The 17,348-nt window shown below is 63.9% G+C and carries 9 protein-coding genes; 6 read left to right on the forward strand and 3 right to left on the reverse strand.

What is annotated here, in order from left to right:
- Positions 1 to 351: 351 nt before the first annotated feature.
- Positions 352 to 1,137, reverse strand: a complete 786-nt coding sequence (locus LJY25_RS04545; protein ID WP_227607054.1) for a carboxypeptidase-like regulatory domain-containing protein — start codon at positions 1,135 to 1,137, stop codon at positions 352 to 354.
- A 41-nt stretch (positions 1,138 to 1,178) separates the two neighbouring features.
- Positions 1,179 to 3,146 (reverse strand): YfbK domain-containing protein, encoded by a 1,968-nt coding sequence (locus LJY25_RS04550; protein WP_227607055.1) that lies wholly within the window; start codon positions 3,144 to 3,146, stop codon positions 1,179 to 1,181.
- Between the two features lie 180 nt (positions 3,147 to 3,326).
- Here LJY25_RS04550 and LJY25_RS04555 point away from each other — a divergent pair, with 180 nt between their 5' ends.
- The 4 genes from LJY25_RS04555 to LJY25_RS04570 all read left to right on the forward strand — a co-directional run bounded on the left by LJY25_RS04555 (position 3,327) and on the right by LJY25_RS04570 (position 10,400).
- Positions 3,327 to 4,538 (forward strand): Kelch repeat-containing protein, encoded by a 1,212-nt coding sequence (locus tag LJY25_RS04555; RefSeq protein ID WP_227607056.1) that lies wholly within the window; start codon positions 3,327 to 3,329, stop codon positions 4,536 to 4,538.
- A 63-nt stretch (positions 4,539 to 4,601) separates the two neighbouring features.
- Positions 4,602 to 5,216: an RNA polymerase sigma factor gene (locus LJY25_RS04560; RefSeq protein WP_227607057.1), complete on the forward strand. Its 615-nt coding sequence runs from the start codon at positions 4,602 to 4,604 to the stop codon at positions 5,214 to 5,216.
- Positions 5,203 to 6,276 (forward strand): zf-HC2 domain-containing protein, encoded by a 1,074-nt coding sequence (locus tag LJY25_RS04565; RefSeq protein ID WP_227607058.1) that lies wholly within the window; start codon positions 5,203 to 5,205, stop codon positions 6,274 to 6,276. Before LJY25_RS04560 ends, LJY25_RS04565 begins: the two co-directional genes overlap by 14 nt.
- A 347-nt stretch (positions 6,277 to 6,623) precedes the next feature.
- On the forward strand, positions 6,624 to 10,400 hold the full coding sequence (locus tag LJY25_RS04570; protein WP_227607059.1) for a M4 family metallopeptidase: 3,777 nt from the start codon (positions 6,624 to 6,626) through the stop codon (positions 10,398 to 10,400).
- 87 nt (positions 10,401 to 10,487) lie between these two features.
- Here LJY25_RS04570 and LJY25_RS04575 read toward each other — a convergent pair whose 3' ends face one another.
- The gene (locus LJY25_RS04575) at positions 10,488 to 10,889 is read right to left on the reverse strand and encodes a dodecin family protein (protein ID WP_227607060.1); all 402 of its coding nucleotides are present in this window, start codon (positions 10,887 to 10,889) and stop codon (positions 10,488 to 10,490) included.
- 159 nt (positions 10,890 to 11,048) lie between these two features.
- Here LJY25_RS04575 and LJY25_RS04580 point away from each other — a divergent pair, with 159 nt between their 5' ends.
- Both LJY25_RS04580 and LJY25_RS04585 read left to right on the forward strand, forming a co-directional pair.
- Complete coding sequence (locus LJY25_RS04580; protein ID WP_227607061.1) at positions 11,049 to 14,084, forward strand: DUF7948 domain-containing protein; 3,036 nt, start codon at positions 11,049 to 11,051, stop codon at positions 14,082 to 14,084.
- Between the two features lie 142 nt (positions 14,085 to 14,226).
- Positions 14,227 to 17,292, forward strand: a complete 3,066-nt coding sequence (locus LJY25_RS04585) for a DUF7948 domain-containing protein (protein ID WP_227607062.1) — start codon at positions 14,227 to 14,229, stop codon at positions 17,290 to 17,292.
- The last annotated feature ends 56 nt before the right edge of the window (positions 17,293 to 17,348 follow it).

Consider the following 17,348-nt stretch of genomic DNA (forward strand, 5'->3'; position numbering starts at 1 on the left):
CGGCTATGAGCTTCCTTAGCCGCAGGCCGGGAGGCTTTGCTTCTGGACGAGACAACCACCCCTGGCTGGCCTTTTTACAAAGCATCGTACTGAGCTGCAAAGCCTTTCGAAACCCCTCCCCGGCTGCCCCGGCCTGCGGTTTTTAAAGGAAATTATACTCTGTGATTTAGTTGCTGCCGGCCTGCGCAGGCCCGGTCGGAACCTGCTGCCACCTGTACCCACAGAAGCCCGGCTCCTCTGCCATAAGACTCCGTCGGACGGCTGAGGGTGGTATCAGGAGTCGATTTTTTATTTTTTCGGCCCTTACTCTTATAGAGGCTCTTTGGAATAAACGTTTGGTACCGGTAGCGACTAGTTCTCCCGGCTCAGCAGCTGCCGTACCCGCCACGGCAGGCTTCGTACCCGGCTCACGAGGCCGCGCGGGGTGTAGAGGGGCGGCAGGTACTCGGTAACTATCACCACCGCCCCGCCTAACTGGCGCACGTCCGGTTGCAGCGCTACCTCAAGCACCTGCGCCCCGACCGGTTGCACTACCTCCTGCTGCTCATAGCCAATGTAGCTGACAACTAGGGGTAACTGTCGCTCAGCTGGTCCCACGGCCAGCTCAAAGTTGCCGTTCGCGTCGGCGGAGGTGCCGTTGACAGTGCCTTTCAGCAGCACCGTTACGCCCGGTAGCCCTTCTCCCGTCTGCCGGTCTACGACCCTTCCCCGAACGACACCGTCGGCCCCTGGGGCTGCCGGAACCACTTTCGCAGCCGGCCGCAGTCTGAATTCCGGCTCGGAGGCCCAGGCTTTGCCTTTGGCAGTCAGCACGCTTTGCCCGCGGGCTTCGGAACCGAGCAGGGTATGCAGGCCCAGCACCGTGACGGCGGCCAGCAGCGTGGCCCGCCACCGGGATGCCGGAGCCGGGGCCGGGTAGTGCAGGGGCCGGTTGAGCTGATCGTCTCGGAAACGCCCGCAGGTGCGGCCAGCGGCAGCCGTCAGCAGCGTCAGGATTTCGGCATCGGTTTTCCGGGTGAAGTCGACTACCACCTGCCGGCAGCTGGCGCAGTGCCGGCCGCTGGCCTGGGGCGTCATCTGGTCCCACCGCTCGGCGCAGGGACTGGGTATCTGAAGGGAAAAAGGGGCTTTGCGCATGAGAATAGCTTTATGATGGGCGTGAATACCGGCACCGGGACCTAGCGGGCACCATAGCCGGCGGCAGTGGGGCTCAGGTTTTCAGCCAGCCGGATGAGGCGAATCAGCTCGGCGCGGTAGCCTTCGGAATCAGTGCCCCGGGCGCCTTCGGCCAGCCGGGCGGTAGCCTCGTAGGTGGCCGAGCCACGGTGGTCGGAGCCGCGAAGCAGCATCCCGAACTGGGCCACGGCCGCGGCGAAGCGCAGGTTCTCGGAAGCCTGGGCGAGCGGTACTGCCTTATCGACCAGGCTTTGCTCCATCAGCTTGCTTTTCAAACCCTGGGGCTCCTTGTAGCGCAGCTTCACGGTGAGCAGGTCGGTGGAGGAAGCCGCTGCCGGCGGAGCGGCATTCGTCTGGTACTTCAGCGGGTCGACCACGGCTGGGGCGCCCACGGGCACAATTTCGTAGAGGGCCGTCACGGTGTGGCCGGCGCCCAGCTCCCCGGCGTCTTTGCGGTCGTTGTTGAAGTCCTCGGCTTCCAGGGCGCGGTTTTCGTAGCCCACGAGGCGGTACTGCTGCACCCGGGCGGGGTTGAACTCCACCTGCAGCTTCACATCCTTGGCAATGGTGAACAGCGTGCCGCCAAACTGCCGGACCAGCACCCGCCGGGCCTCGTCGAGGTTGTCGAGGTAGGCATAGTTGCCGTTGCCCTTATCGGCCAGGCGCTCCATCTTGCTGTCCCGATAGTTGCCCTGCCCAACGCCGAGCACGGTCAGAAACACCCCCGACTCCCGCTCTTCGGTGATGAGGTGCTCCATGGCGTCGTCGCTGCTTTCGCCCACGTTGAAGTCGCCGTCGGTAGCCAGGATGACGCGGTTGTTGCCCTCTTTCTGAAACTGCTCCCGGGCCACCCGGTACGCCAGCCGCAGCCCTTCGCCCCCGGCCGTGGAGCCCCCGGCCTGCAGGTTGTCGATGGCGTTGAGGATCCGGCTTTTCTCGGAGCCCGCCGTAGCCGGCAAAACCAGCCCGGCCGCGCCGGCATACACCACCAGGGCCACTTTATCCTGGGGTCGCAGCTCCCGCACCAGCAGGCGCAGCCCGGCCTGCACGAGGCCCAGCCGGTCGTCGCCGCTCATCGAGCCCGACACGTCGACCAGGAAAACCAGGTTGGCCGGGGGCAGCTGGGTTGTTTCGATGCGCTTGCCCTGCAGGGCTATCTGCACCAGCTGGTGGCGGGTATCCCAGGGGCACACGGTGAGCTCGGTATGCACCGAAAACGGGTCGGGACCGGTGGGCTGGGGAAAGCTATAGCTGAAGTAGTTGATCATCTCCTCTACCCGCACGGCATCGGCCGGGGGGCGCTGGCCCTGCTGCAGAAAGCGGCGCACGTTGGAGTAGCTGGCCGCGTCCACATCGATGGAGAACGTGCTGAGCGGATTGCGGCGGGCGTCGGAAAAGCCGTTTTCCTTGAGGTGCTCGTAGGACTCGCCCTGGCCCGGCGCAGGGCGGGGAAGCGCGGCATCGTAGTAAGCATCTGCTGCAACAGACCCCTGCTTCCGTTTTCCACGCCGCGGCCTCCCCGCCGACTGACCAATAGCTACGCCGGGTACTTTACCGGCCAGGGTGCTCAGTCCCCGGATCATGATGCGGGAAGGAGCTCCCGTCACCACTACCTCGCTCAGCTGCTTCGTGTCGGCCGACATGACTACATCTACCCGGCGCTGAGCGGACCGCTCCACCGTGATGTAGCCGATACTGTTAAAGACGAGAGTAGTAGCTCCCTTTGGTAGGAGGACCCGATATTCCCCGTTTTGGTTGCTTGAGGTGCCGATGCTGGTTCCCTTCACCAGTACCGTGACGCCGGGCAGACCCTGGCCGGTAGTCAGGTCGGTAACGCGGCCGCGTACCGTCATGGTATCCGGCAGCGGAGTAAGAACTGGCCGCACTGCGGCGGGCGACTGGGCCGTTGCCGGCTCGGGGGCCAGAAATGCAGAGAAAAGCAGGAACGCGGAAAGCAGGTAGTTTTTCATGGCGGCAGGGCGTTTGGTGTGACGGTCTGCCTGACTGATGCCGCAGAAAAATGAATTCCACACGGCCAGCTAAATTAATTTTGCCCATTCAAAAGCCCGGACTACCACTTACAAACCCGATAGGTATGCTCGGCGGAACTCGCTACTTTTCCTCAGATTCCACCTACTGTCCTCGTTATCATGCGCAAACTTCTACTCTCGGTTCCTTTGCTTGCATTTGCCTGCCTGAGTTGGCTGCCGGTCCGCGCGCAGTCTACCCTCACGTTCACGTCGCTGCCCCCGATGCCCTCACCCCACTACGGGATGGGCTATTGCATTTACCAATCGGGGCTTTACAGCATTGGAGGCGGCACAACATTCGGACCCTTGACTGCGGACGTCTTTCGGTTCGACCTCCAGCAAAACCGCTGGGATGTGGGTTTGGGGGCCCCTACCCCCCAACGCTTCACCACTGCCGCTGTAGTAGAGCCCAACGTAATTTATGTTCTGAACGGGGCCACCACCACGGCCAATGGCGTGACGCCGGTGGTGGAGACCGTGCTGATGCAGGGTGGCTCTTCGGGACCAAGCTTTGCCAACCCAAGCCCCACCGCCTCGGCCGGTTCGGCGGTGTGGAACGGGTTGCTGTATTGCTACGGCGGCTCGGTGGGTACTGCATTTTCCAATAGCCTGCGCTCCTACAACCGGGCTACCAATACGTGGACCAACTTGGCGCCCATGCCTGAAGCCAAGCAGACGTTTGGCGCCGCCGTCAATGGCAAAATCTATACGTTTGGTGGCTACAACGGTGTGGTAAACTCCAGCCGCATCGATGTCTACGACATTGCCACCAACCAGTGGACGGCCTTAGGCAACCTGCCGACCACGGTATCCAACCAGGCCGTAGCCGTGCAGGGTGAGTGGATCTGGCTCGTGGGGGACTTTACCAACCAAAGCTTCCTGGCGGCCTATAACACCCGTACCGCACAGCTGCGTACCTTCTCTTCCAACCTGCCGCCGCGGCGCAACGCCGCGGCAGCCATAGCCGCTGCCGGCAACCAGCTTTATGTCTGGGGCGGCAATACGGCCTCGGCCGGCTCAGCTACGCTGGGCGACCTATGGCGGGCCGATGTATCCTTTCTGGTGACGGGTACGCGGCCGGCGGCGGCCCCGGCACTGCTCCAAGCGTATCCCAACCCTTCTGCCTCCGGGCGCTTCACGGTCCTGCGCCCCGCCGGAGCCACCGAGCTGCTCGTAACCGATGCCGTGGGCCGCGAAGTACTGCGCCAGCCGCTTACCGGTGCTGCCACCGAAGCCCAGCTGGACCTGACGGCCCAGCCCGCCGGCCTGTATCTGGTGCGGATGAGCACGCCCGGGCAGCCGTCGGCCCAGTGCCGCGTCGTGCGCCAGTAACGGGGTGGAAGCCTGCAGGGCCGGCGTCAAATTCGTACATTTCGACTTCGCCCTGCTGCCGCTATGTTTTTTCGCCGCCGTCCTAAGTTGCCCGCCGAGCTCTCCGATGAGGAGCTGCTGACGCGCTACCGCGAACAGGGCGACGTGGCGGATCTGGGCGTGCTCTACGAGCGGCACATGACGGAAGTGTTTGCCGTGTGCCGCCGCTACCTGCGCCCGGATGAAGACGCCCAGGACGCAGTGATGCAGCTTTTCGAGAAGCTGGTTGAAACGCTGCGCCGCCATGAAGTCGGCAACTTCGGCGCCTGGCTGTACGCTACGGCCCGCAACCACTGCCTGATGCAGCTGCGCAGCCGCGCCCGGGCCGGGCCCGACAGCGGGCCCCTGCTCCTGCAATTTCCGGATGCCGCCGATGTGGAATCTGCCGGTGGGGCGCATCATCAGCCCGAAGCCGACGACGGAGCCCCGCTGGAAGACCAGCTGCAGGCCCTGGAGCAGGCTCTCACCGAGCTTCCCGACGGCCAGCGGCGCTGTCTGGAGCTGTTTTACCTTGAGAAGAAATGCTACCGCGACATTGCCGAGGCCACCGGCTTCGACGTTAACCTGGTCAAAAGTCACCTGCAAAACGGTAAGCGCAACCTGCGCCGCCACCTTACCTCCCCCGATGCCCTCCACTAGCCAACCTTCCGCTTCTGCCGCCCCGGCCCATCTGCCGGTGGACCTGCTGCGGCAGTACGTGGCCGGGGTGCTGCCCCCGGCTGAGCAACATCGGGTGGAGGCGCATACCCTCGGGTGCTCCCGCTGCGCCGACGTGCTCGAAGGGCTGACCGTCAGCAGTGCGGCGGCTACCGACCTGGCGCTGTCGCAGTTGCAGGACCGTCTCCACGCCCGGATAGCCGCCGGCTCCAAAAAGCCGACCGGGCTGGCCTGGCAGCCGATGGCGGCCGTAGTAGCGCTCCTGTTATTGCTGGGCGGGGGATTCTGGCTTTTGCATACTCCGGCGGAACAGGACCGGGTAGCAGTTCAGGTTTCTCGGAGCGCCCCTCCAGCTCCGGCAACCGAAACGGCCCCGGCACCACCTGATGCGGCACCAACTGAAGCAGGTGCCGTGCCGGACACAGCCAAGCCGGCCCTGCCGACCGTTGCCGATAAAGTCGTTGCGTACCAGCGCGCGCGCCCGGCCCGACGGCCGCGCGCGGTCAGTCCGCAGATGGTTCCGGCTCCCGAGGCTGAACTGGCAGCCAGCACGTCAGCCCAAGCAGTAAGTGAGAATACGGAGCCGGCAAGTATCAACCCGGACGCCCTGGCAGATGCTCCCCCCGCCACCCCGGCCCCTACCGCGTCGGCTCCGGCGGGGGCACCGCCGGCCCCCCTGGCTCGCAAGGCCAAAGCCACATCGGAAGAAAGCCCGGCCCTAGTGAAGCGGGACCAGATGCCGGCGGCACCGTCAGTGCCCCCGCTCCCGGCCGGGGGCTACAAGGCCCTGCGGGAACACCTGCGCCGGCTCCCCGCGGTTGACTTGTCCGACTCTCACCTGCCCCCGCTGATGGGGTCGGTAAAGCTGCGGTTTACCGTTACGGAAACCGGCGCTCTGCGCAACATTCAGGTGATAAAGAGTCTGCGCCCCGACTACGACGCTGAAGCCATGGAGCGGTTGTGCAGCGGGCCGGCCTGGCAGCCCGGTATTGCCAACGGCCGACTGTCCGAGCTGCCCGTGGAGCTCAGCATCTCATTTTAACTCTGCCTTATCCCGTCCGGGTTTCCCCTGAGGAATAGTGAGATGACCTGCTTGGGGCCGAATGGATGTGGCCAAGGCACCACACTCTGACTAAACGAAATGCCGCTACTGCCGAACAGTAACCTATGCATATCTAATTTCAATTATACTATTCCAAGGAACGTCTTTCGTATTTATAGTATTTAGCTAAAAATTAATCGATTAGTGACTGATTATTCCTACTTTTAGGAAGCTGATAAGTCTGCCCGCCCCCTTTCTGCTCGCCAACTCTATCTGATTACTCGCTACTAAAAGCGCAGTAGAAGAGCTGGCTATACCGGAGGTGCTCTGTCATTTTACCGCGCGATATGAAAAAACACGTTTACGCCACACTCATTCTACTGCTGGGGGCAAGTCCTGGGCTGCTGGCCCAGCAAACGGCCAGCCGGGCCTCCCAACCTTCGCTGGCGCGCCTGCAGGAAAGTCTGCGCCAGGCTCCCAACCAGACGGCCGGGGCCCGGGTAGAGCTCAATGCCCGCATGCCCGCCCAGGCAGCCATCAGCTTCGACTCCCGCACGCTGCACGCTGATAATGCCGTAGGCTGGCTTAGCCAGCAGCTCGGGCTCCGCCCCGGCACCGACCAGCTGCGAGCAGGTGCCACTACGGACGCCGGGGCTGCCGTAACGGTGCAGAAAGTACAGCAGTACTACCAGGGCTATAAGGTGGAACATGGCGGGGCCCGCATCATCGCCGCCGGCGGACAGGTGGCCAGCATGCAGCTGGAGTTCTACTCTATCGGCAACCTGTCTACTACGGTCAGCCTCAGCGAAGGCGCGGCGCTGCAACAGGCCATGAACCACATCGGGGCGCGGCGCTACGTGTGGCAGGGCTACACCGGCAGCAACCCGGAGTTCCAGCGGCCCCAGGGCGAGCTGGTTATCGTAGAAGACATCCTGCACAAGCAGGGCGGCATGCGCCTGGCCTGGAAGTTTGATGTGTACGCCGACGAGCCGCTCTCGCGCAACTACGTGTACGTGGATGCGGCCAGCGGGCAGATTCTGTTGCTGGACGCCATCATCAAGCATGCCAACGCGGCCGGCGCGGCCGACTCACGCTATTCCGGGCGGGTCAACATCACCACCGACAACTCCAACTCGACCCACCGGCTGCGCGAAACCCGCAACGGGCATACCATCACCACCCTGAATTACCGGCAGGCGACCCGCTCAACCACCGCTGACGCAGCCGCGGTGGATTTCCTCGATACCGATAACAACTGGACCAGCGCCGAATTCAATAACGCCACCTGGGACAACGCCGCGCTGGACGTACAGTTTGGCACTGAGCTGGTCAGTGACTACTGGAAGCTCATCCACAACCGCAGCAGCTGGAACAACGCCGGCGGGGAGATGAAGAGCTTCGTGCACGTCAACCAGAACTACGACAACGCCTTCTGGTCGGGCTCGGCCATGTACTACGGCGACGGCAGCTACCTGGGAACCGGCAATGTCAACGGCTTCAAGCCGCTGACTTCCCTGGATATCGTCGCCCACGAGATGGGCCATGGCGTCTGCCAGGCGACGGCCGGACTGGTGTATGCCCGTGAATCGGGGGGGCTTAACGAAGGCTTCAGCGACATCTGGGCGGCCTGCGCGGAAAACTACTCGGGCCTGAACAAGAGCTATTTCCTGATCGGAGAAGAAATTTCAGCCACGGCCGGCGGCTTTCTGCGCAGCATGCAGAACCCCAACCTGGCCAGCAACCCCGATACCTACGAGGGCGATTTCTGGCGTACTACTACCCTGCCCGGCTGCCCCTATCCCAGCAGCAGCAACGACAACTGCGGCGTGCACTACAACAGTGGGGTGCTGAACAAGTGGTTTTACCTGATTACCCAGGGCGAATCCGGTACCAACGACAAAGGCAATACCTTTAACGTAACGGGCCTGGGCTTTGCGAAAACGCAGCGCATTGCCTACCTCACGGAGCTGAGCCTGACTTCCAACTCCGACTACGCGGCGGCCCGCACGGCTTCGATTAACGCCGCCCAGACGCTGTTCGGAGCCTGCTCCAACGAAGTGCAGCAGGTAACGAACGCCTGGTTTGGCGTGGGCGTGGGCGAATCGGCCGCGTGCAGTCCCACGGTGGAGTTTGCCCTGGGCCAGAACAGCATTTCGGAAGCGGCCACGCTCGGCAGCGGCTGCTCTGCCACGCGGACGGCCACGGCGAGCGTGAAGCTGTCGGCTCCTTCTGCCGCGGCTACCACGGTAACCTTCAATTTAAGCGGAACTGGCACCCAGAGCCAGGATTACACGATTTCGCCGACTTCGCTCACCTTCGCCGCGGGCCAGACCGGCACGCAGAGCGTGACCGTGTCAGTAGTTGACGATATGCTGACCGAAGGCAGTGAGACCATCGTGCTCGGCCTGGTGGTAGCGGCCAACGGCGGCACCGCCACGACAGGACTCAACAACCCGACGCACACCATCACGATTGCGGACAACGACGCGGCTCCCTCGCCCATCGGCACTACCGCCATTACGACGGATATACTGCTGTCGGAAAACTTCGACGCGGCACTGACATTTCCTACTGGCTGGACCCAACTCAGATTCAGCGCCGACGTGGGCACGAACGTCTGGACGGTGGGCCCCTATGGTGGTATCGGCGTGACGGGCAATGCAGCCTACATCACCAATAGTACCAACACCAAGCCCTACACCTATACCACCACCGCAACGGCTGCCAGGGTTCTGGCCGGTCCCACCCTCAACGTGACCGACTATACCGACGTCAAGCTCAGCTTTACGTACAAGGTGGAAGGCGAGTACTACGCCGGCCCACCCGATGGACCGGCCATATATGACTACGGCCGGGTAGGCGTAATTATCGGCGGTTCCGTCTTCTACCTGGGACCCGACCGCCTGAACCCCTACGCTTACCATGGCAGCGGCAGCGCCATGGTAACGGTCAGTAACCTGGACCTGAGCGCCGTCCTGGGGGCCAATACGAGCTTCCGTCCCAGCTTCGTCTGGTTTAACGACAATACTGCCACCCTCGGCGTGCCGCTGCTGATCGACGATGTGGTGGTAACGGGTCGCCGCAAGGGTGTCGCTGTAGCCACCCAGGTGGGGCAGTCGGCCGCCCTTCCCACGGCCGCCAATACCGGCGACATATACCTGAAGAGCAACGACCTGCTGCTGGGCCGGTTCGGCAGCCTGAACCAGGGCGTAGGCTGCCTGACCGCGTCGGTAACGCAGGCAGGCAACGGACAGGCTGATCTGGTTACCCCGCGCGGCACGTTCAAGCGGGCCCAGAAGGTAATCCGCCTGTTGCCGGGTAGCGGGGGCAGTACCGCCACCTACGACGCGACCTTCTACTACACCGCCGCGGAGCTGACAGGCTTTGCGGATAAGACGGCGCTGAAAGTGCTGCAGGTGGCCGATGGCACCGACCTCAGCTCTACCGTCGGGCCGGGCGTCGCCCGCCTGATTACGCCAAGCTCCGTCAGCTATAACAGCACCAGCGGCGTGTACACCTACACGGCACCGGTGACGGGCTTCGGCCAGTTTACCTTGTCAGACGGCAGCACCGTGCTGCCCGTCACGCTGGGTAAGCTGGCAGTCACGCTGCGCAGCTCCGAGGCGCTGCTGACCTGGGAAACGTACACCGAGCTGAACAACGAAGGTTTCCGCGTAGAGCGCAGCCGCGACGGCAGCCGCTTCGAACCGGTAGGCTTTGTAACCGGCAAGGGCACGACCTCCCAGCTGAGCCGCTATCAGTTTACGGACCCCGGCGTCCTGCCCGGGCAGTTGTACTACTACCGCCTGCAGCAAAAGGATTTCGACGGCACCGTTGCCTATAGCAACATCGTGACGGTGCGGACCACCGGCAAGGGCAACCTGCTGGCTTCGCTATATCCCAACCCGGCCCGCGACCAGGTTTACCTGACCTTTACGGCCGCGCCGGCCCGGGTTAGCATCACCCTGTTCGGGGCCGACGGACGCAAGCTGCGGCAGCTAGAGGTGGCACAGCCCGGCGGAGCCCCGGTCGCTATTCCGGTGGCCGGCCTGCCCGCAGGCGCCTACTTCCTGACTGTCACCGACGGAACCGTGGTTGAGACGCATCCCCTGCTGAAGGAGTAAAAAGGAACCCGGCACCGGCCGGTCAGTTCCAACTAAAAAGGCCCCGTCACCAAATGGTAGCGGGGCCTTTTTTACTTATCAGGAAAGCTAGTTACTGTAGCCGCCTCCGCTTTCGGCCGAGGTGGCGCTGCCGCCGGGCTCCACGTCGCGGGGCAAGTCGGGTTTGGCATGCAGGTTCACGCCGGAGTAGTCGGGCGTACCGCCGCCGGTGCCGGCCGGGGCATCATCGGCCGTAGGCACCCGCAGCTCGGCCGGGGCATTCTGGGTGCTGGTAGGGTCCCACTTGTGCATTACCTCAAAGCTGATTTTGGCGGTGATGCGGTACTCGGTAATCTTATTGTCGCGGACCCGGCAGCTCTGGTCTTTGATGTAGATCGAACGGATTCCTTTCACGGTGGTGCTGGCTTCCTGCAGGGCGCGCTGCACGGCATCCTCGAAGCTTTTTTCGGAGCTGGCCAGCACTTCAATCACTTTCTTGATGGAACTCATGGGGGAAGAAGGTTAGGTGAGTGGGAGAAGAGGACGGCTACCCGGCCGGAACCGGGCAAGTCTGCTTGTACGAGGCTCATCGGCAGATGGTCAACTCCGCCGTCTTGTTAAGGGAGTTTAGCTAAATTTGAGAGGCATTAACCTTCAATTATATCTTCGATGGATCTTATTACTCTGCCCGCCGGAAAGCTAGCTGCTCTGCTTGGTATCATGGTCCTGAGCACCCAGGGCTACGCAACCGTTCCGGCTCCCGGGGGCCGGCTTTCCTTTATTGCCAACCAGGGCCAGTGGCCCACGGCCATACGCTTTAAAGCCGCGGTTCCGGGCGGTGACGTGTACCTTGCCCAGAACGGGCTCGTGTACGACTGGCACAGCACGGCCGACCTGGAGCGGGCCCACGCGGCCTACGACAAAGCCAAAGGAGGCACGCTGCCCGACCTGGCCCTGCGCGGGCACGCCGTATTCGTGGACTTCGTGGGAGCCCGCGCCGGGGAGCCCGCAGGAGCCGAATCCCGGCCGGAATACCACAACTACTTTCTGGGGAAAGACCAGTCGCGCTGGGCCAGCCGCGTCCCGCTTTACGCCCAGACGCGCTACGAGGAGCTGTATCCGGGCATCAGCCTCAAGCTCTACGGCACCCCGGCCGGGCAGCTGGAATACGACTTTCTCGTGGCCCCGGGGGCGCAGGCCAGCCAGATCGGGCTGCGCTACCGCGGAGCGGAAGCCCTGACCCTACGTGCCGATGGCAGCCTGTTGGTGCGCACCTCCGTGACGGACGTGCACGAGCAGCGCCCCTACGCCTACCAGACGGTGCAGGGCCGGCGCCAAACCGTGCCCTGCCGCTATAAGCTGACCGGCAATGTGATACGCTACGAGTTCCCCCAGGGCTACAACCACCGCCTGCCCCTGGTTATTGACCCGGTGGTGGCCGCGGCCACCTACTCCGGCAGCACCGGCACCGTGTTCGGCAACACGGCCGCCTACGATGCCGCCGGCAACATCTTTACCGGCGGCGCAGCCCAGACCTTCGGCTACCCCATCACCCCGGGAGCCTACCAGACCACGCTTCGCAGTACGCCCGAAGTCTGCATCAGTAAGCTCACTCCCAACGGGGCTGCCCTGCTTTACGCGACCTACCTGGGCGGCGGGGGCCAGGACGATGTGCGGGCCATGCTGACCAATGCCGCCGGAGACCTGTTTCTGCTGACCAACACCGGCTCCTTCGACTTCCCGACCACTTCGGGCTGCTTCGATGCCAGCGCCAACGGCGGCAACGATGCGGCCATCAGCCGGCTGAGCGCCAACGGCACGGCCCTGTTGGGCTCTACCTACCTCGGGGGCTCCGGTTTCGACCAGCCCGTGGACCTGGATATCAGCGGCCAGGGGGATGTGTACGTAGTGGGCAGCACCCAGTCGTCCAACTTCCCCGTATCGGCCACGGCCTTCTCCCGTACGTTCCAGGGCTCCGGCGACACATTTGTAGCCCGCTTCAACTCAACTCTGAGCACGCTACAGTGGTGCACCTACCTCGGTGGATCCGGTTCGGATAACCCGGCCGGTATCAAAATACTAGGCAACGGGGAGACGGTGGTAGCCGGCAACACCACCAGCAGTAACTTTCCCGTAACGCCCGGGGTACTCACACCCACCTACCGCTCGCCCGGTGAAGCGTTTGTAACCCGCCTGCGTGCCGACGGCACGGGGCTGGTGGCCTCTACCTACTATGGAGCCGCCACCGGCGCCGAATTCATCGGCTCGATGGATACCGACCCTGCCGGCAACGTGTACCTGCTGGGCACGACCACCACGTGGGGCAGCATTGCAGCAACTCCAGGCTCCGTTTCGGCACCCAGCGCGCAGACGTTCGTTACCAAACTAGCCAGTGACCTGCGCACCCTGCGGTATACGGCTACGATGGGCTCGTTCGTGCAGTTCTCGCCCCGGGCCATGCGGGTTGACGCCTGCGAAAACATTCACGGGGCAGGCTTCAGCAACAGCTCCGGAACGCAGATGCCCGTGCTGAACCCGCTGCCCAACGGCAACTCCGGACCGTACTACACCTTCACGCTGGCTTCCAACGGAGCCCGGCTGCTGTTTGGGTCCTACACCGGGGGCAGCCACGACCACACCAACGTGCAGCGCTTCGACCCGCAGGGACGGCTATACCAGGCGCATTGCTACACGGGTGGAGGCTTTCCCACGGTCAGCCCGGCCTACTCCACCGTCAACCGGGCCTCGGGCTACGACATTGCCGTGTTCAAGATCGACCAGGGCCTGGGAGCCAGTGGTGCTATTGTCCGGGCGCAGGTGAATGACGTGGCCCCGGCTTGTGCCCCTTACCGCGTTACGTTTGGCAACCAGAGCGTGGGCACCAGCCGCTTCCGCTGGAACTTTGGCGACGGCGCCACCGACACTACCCAGAACCCGTCGCACGTCTTTACCGCGGCCGGCACGTACCGCGTCCGCCTCGTGGCGCTGAGCAACGGCTCCAGCTGCGGCCGCAGCGACACAACCTACCTGACGGTAAACGTGAAAGATAAGCCCGTAGCAGCCCTGCCCCGGGAGCTGCAGCTTTGCAATGGTCCCCAGACCCTGAACGCCGGCAACCCCGGCAACACTTACCTGTGGAGCACCGGGGCCACCACCCAAAGCATCGTGGTTGCCACGCCAGGCTACTACAAGGTCGTGATTAGCAACGGCAGCTGCAGCACCCGCGATAGTACCCTGGTCCGCCTGCTGCTGCCCCCGCGCATTGGGGCCGATACCACCATGTGCGGCGCGACCAGCCTGACGCTGCGGGCGCAAACAGACAACAGCAGCGCTATCCTTTGGTCGACCGGCGCTACCACTCCCACCATCCAGGTTATGCAGTCGGGCGAATACTCGGTGCGCGTGACGCAGGGCTCCTGCACCATCACCGAAACCCGTAGGGTTACGTTCCAGCCCAATGTGCCGGCTCCCAACGTGATGACGCCCAACGGCGACGGGCTCAACGACACGTTCCGCCCCCTGAGCATCGAGCCCGGCACCCAGCTGCGCGTCTTCAACCGCTGGGGACGGCTGGTGTACTCCTCCAACGACTACCGCAACGACTGGAGCGGGGACGGGCAGTCGGCCGGCATGTACTACTTTACGCTGGACAACCCCCGGTTCTGCACGCCTCATACCAAGGGCTGGGTAGAAATTATCAAGTAGCCACCCGCGCTGCTTGGCAACCAGACCCATTCGGGTCGGTTCAGCGGAAGCTCTTCAACCGAAAATCAGGCTGTCCCAGCGCAGAATCTGCCGGGCCAGCCTGATTTCGTTTTGTACCCGACTGTCTGCTTACTTTTATTCCGTGTCAAGGATCTGTTATCTGCTCTGCATCTGGTTTGTACTGCTGCCCGCCGTGGGTCGGGCCAGTCCGCACCAGCCCCGGCAGCTTAGCTTCGTGGCCAATAAAAGCCAGTGGCCAACGGCCGTACTGTTTCGGGCGGAGCTGCCCGGCGGCGAAGTGTACCTGACCCGCTCCGGGCTGGTGTACGACTGGCATAGCCCGGCCGACCTGGCCCGGCTGCACCCGGCGGGGGCGTCGTTGAAAGGTTCTGTTTCGAAGGCAGCCCCGGTTCGCAGCCACGCCGTGTATGTCGACTTTGTGGGGGCGGCGGGAGGAAAAGCAGTGGGACGGCAGCAGGCCCGGGCTTATCATAACTACTTCCTGGGGCCGGATCAAAGCAAATGGGCCGCCCGGGTGCCGCTGTTTGCCGAAGTCCAGTACCAAAGCCTGTACCCGGGCATCAACCTGCACCTCTACGGCACGGACGGCGGGCGGCTGAAGTACGATCTGGAAGTAACTCCCGGCGCCCGCGCCACCGCCATTGCCCTGCGCTACCGGGGCGCCGACGCGGTTCGGCTGCTGCCTAACGGCGCCCTGCTGGTGCAAACCTCCGTCGGCGCCATTACTGAGCAGCAGCCCTACGCCTACCAGCCTACCCCCGACGGGCAGCGCCAGGCCGTGCCCTGCCGCTATACGCTGAGGGGCAACATCCTGAGCTATGAGTTCCCGCAGGGCTACGACCAGCGCCGGATGCTCATCATCGACCCGGTGGTAGCGGCGGCTACGTATTCCGGCGCTACCGGCAGCTTTCTGTACGGGCAAACGGCCGGCTACGACGCGGTAGGCAACGTGCTGGTGGCAGCGCGCACCACCGGCTTTGGCTATCCCGTGACGCCCGGAGCCTACCAGACCAGCCCCCGGCAGCTCGGCGACGTAGGGCTGAGCAAGTTTAACCGTACCGGATCGGCCCTGCTGTTTGCCACCTACCTTGGCGGCAGTAACCTCGACGACGCGCGCAGCCTGCGCACCACGACCAACGGCGACATCTACCTGTTCGTGAAAACCGGCTCCACGAACTTTCCCACCACTCCCGGCTGCTACGACGCTTCTTTCAATGGCCTGCTCGATGACCTGGCCGTGTGCCGGCTTAGCTCGAACGGCTCCCAGCTGCTGGCGTCCACCTACCTGGGCGGACCGGGTGAGGAGAACCCCGCTGACTTCGTACTCAGCACAACGGGCAGCGTATTTCTGACTGGCAGCACTGCCGCCGGGTTCCCAACCACGACCGGCGCCTATGACCGCACTGCCAACGGCTTCCAGGATGGCTTCGTGGCCCAACTCAATGGCACGCTTACGACCCTGGTCTGGAGCACGCTGCTGGGCGGGTCGCTGGACGATGAGCCCGCCGCCATTCAGCTGAGCGGAGGCACGGAGCCGGTGGTAGCCGGAGCCACCGCCAGCACTAACTTCCCGACCACCTCCGGCGCCTTTGTGCCGACGGTTCGGTTCTCGGGCGACGGGTTTATTTCCCGCCTGAACGCCACCGGCACGGTCCTGGTCGCGTCCACTGCCTTCGGCTCCGCCAATGCCGCCGACGATATCCGCTTTCTGGCCCTCGACGGCGCCAGTAACGTGTATGCCTACGGCACCACCGAAGGCGCCCTTACGGCCACCCCGGGCGCATTGACCAACGGCGTGGGCAAGGTATTTATCAGCAAGCTGCCCCCGGACCTTCGGAACCAAACTTTTACGGCGCTGGTGCCCCCTTATCAGGTTGGGTCCGGGCTATTCAATGGGCTTACGGCCTTCGGGCTTGACGACTGCGGAAAAATCAGAGGAGCGGCCGTGACGACCACTACCGGCCTGCCCCAGGTAAACGCTCTGGCGGGCAGTACCGGCACCGGAGCCCTCTACACCTTTGCGCTTGATGCCAATGCTACCCAGGTCGAGTTCGGCTCGTACTACGGCCCGCCTGCCGGTATCGGGCAGGAAGGCGTCCACGTCCACAGCTTCACCCAGCGGTTCGACGCCCAGGGACGCCTCTACCACGCCTTTTGCGTGCCGGACGACAAGGTCTTTCCCACGACGCCCCTGGCCTACGCGCGTACCGCCCGCAACAGCGGCTTCGACGTCGTCGGCCTGAAGGTCGTGCCCGACGCGGCCAACGTGCTGGTACAGGCATTGTCAGTCGGGACCACCGTGGAGCGGTGCGCGCCGCTGCTGGTGCAGCTCGACAACAACAGCACCGGGGCCGTGAGCTACCGCTGGGACTTCGGCGACGGCTCGGCCCCGGCTACCACTTCCTCGACCACCCACACGTTCACCCAACCCGGGTCTTACCGCGTCCGGCTCACCATCACGGGCGCAGCCCAGGCCTGCGCCCCGGCGGTGCAGGACACGGCCTCGGTAATCGTGCGGGTGAATGCCTTGCCCGTCAGCACCCTGCCGGCCAGCCTGCGGCTGTGTACGGCGGCACCGGTCACGCTTGACGCGGGCAACCCGGGCAGCGCCTACCGCTGGAGCACCGGCGCCATCACCCGCACCATCAGCGTGACCAGCCCGGGCATCTACCGCGTGGAAATCAGCAACGGAGCCTGCACTACCACAAGCCAGACCCAGGTGCTGGGGCCCATCAGCACCGACGCAGCCCAACAGGATACTACATCCTGCGCCGGCAGCGTGGAGCTGATGCTGACGGCTGAGCCCGGCAGCCGGTTTCTGTGGAGCACGGGCGAAACCACGAGCAGCATCACCGTCACGCAGTCGGGTAGCTACTCGGCCGAAGTCAGCCTGGATGGCTGCACGCAACGCCTTGTCCGCAACGTCACCATCGGCAGCCAGACCGCTCCGCCCAACATCATCACGCCCAACGGCGACGGGATGAACGACCGGTTTGCGCCGGCGCCCGTTGAGGCCGGCACCCGGCTGCGCATCTTTAACCGCTGGGGCCGGCTGGTATACAGCAGTGCCGCGTACGGGAACGACTGGGCCGCCGCCGATCAGCCCGCCGGGGTGTACTACTACCTGCTCGAGAACGAGCGGTTCTGCTTCCGGCGCGTCAAGGGCTGGCTGGAGGTGGTAAAGTAGGGCCGGCTTGGGCACCCGCCCGGCGTTGCGTACTTTTACCGCCTCCCAATCCCTAC

The organism is Hymenobacter translucens (genome assembly GCF_020685205.1).
In the GTDB taxonomy this organism is placed as follows: Bacteria; Bacteroidota; Bacteroidia; order Cytophagales; family Hymenobacteraceae; genus Hymenobacter; species Hymenobacter translucens.

What these genes read in the sequence shown, in the direction of transcription:
- LJY25_RS04545 (WP_227607054.1), bottom strand. Translation starts at nt 1,137, where the DNA reads ATGCGCAAAGCCCCTTTTTCCCTTCAGATACCCAGTCCCTGCGCCGAG.
- LJY25_RS04550 (WP_227607055.1), bottom strand. Translation starts at nt 3,146, where the DNA reads ATGAAAAACTACCTGCTTTCCGCGTTCCTGCTTTTCTCTGCATTTCTG.
- LJY25_RS04555 (WP_227607056.1), top strand. Translation starts at nt 3,327, where the DNA reads ATGCGCAAACTTCTACTCTCGGTTCCTTTGCTTGCATTTGCCTGCCTG.
- LJY25_RS04560 (WP_227607057.1), top strand. Translation starts at nt 4,602, where the DNA reads ATGTTTTTTCGCCGCCGTCCTAAGTTGCCCGCCGAGCTCTCCGATGAG.
- LJY25_RS04565 (WP_227607058.1), top strand. Translation starts at nt 5,203, where the DNA reads ATGCCCTCCACTAGCCAACCTTCCGCTTCTGCCGCCCCGGCCCATCTG.
- LJY25_RS04570 (WP_227607059.1), top strand. Translation starts at nt 6,624, where the DNA reads ATGAAAAAACACGTTTACGCCACACTCATTCTACTGCTGGGGGCAAGT.
- LJY25_RS04575 (WP_227607060.1), bottom strand. Translation starts at nt 10,889, where the DNA reads ATGAGTTCCATCAAGAAAGTGATTGAAGTGCTGGCCAGCTCCGAAAAA.
- LJY25_RS04580 (WP_227607061.1), top strand. Translation starts at nt 11,049, where the DNA reads ATGGATCTTATTACTCTGCCCGCCGGAAAGCTAGCTGCTCTGCTTGGT.